This window comes from Shewanella sp. AS16, from assembly GCF_021412365.1.
Taxonomy (GTDB): domain Bacteria; phylum Pseudomonadota; class Gammaproteobacteria; order Enterobacterales; family Shewanellaceae; genus Shewanella; species Shewanella salipaludis.
Map to the genome: position 1 here is coordinate 1 of NZ_JAKCLK010000406.1, position 282 is coordinate 282.

Annotated in this window: 1 protein-coding gene; it reads left to right on the forward strand. The window is 55.0% G+C overall.

Features of this window, described 5'->3' with window-relative positions; translation table 11 throughout:
• On the forward strand, positions 1-181 hold a 181-nt coding region (locus LZP73_RS21635; RefSeq protein ID WP_442800789.1), incomplete at its 5' end, for a hypothetical protein.
• Between the last annotated feature and the right edge of the window lie 101 nt (positions 182-282).

Consider the following 282-nt stretch of genomic DNA (forward strand, 5'->3'; position numbering starts at 1 on the left):
GGAGCACCTGCCCGAAGGCCGTGTTTTTCATGGCGGGGATGTGTACACCACGCCCCCGGTGAAAACTCCGGGCTATGTGTCGCCCGAAGGCTTTCAGCACGGGGTCAATTTCCGGCGCGGGGATGTCTTCGCGTCTGAAACGGGGATGACGGCGGGGCTTTACAGCCGCTGCGGAAGGTGAAACAATGCTTACAGTCATAAATGGATTCCTTATGACAAATTGGTTAACAATGCCGTCAAAATTGGTCGCACAATTCTTACGGCGTGGATTAAGCAGGTCCC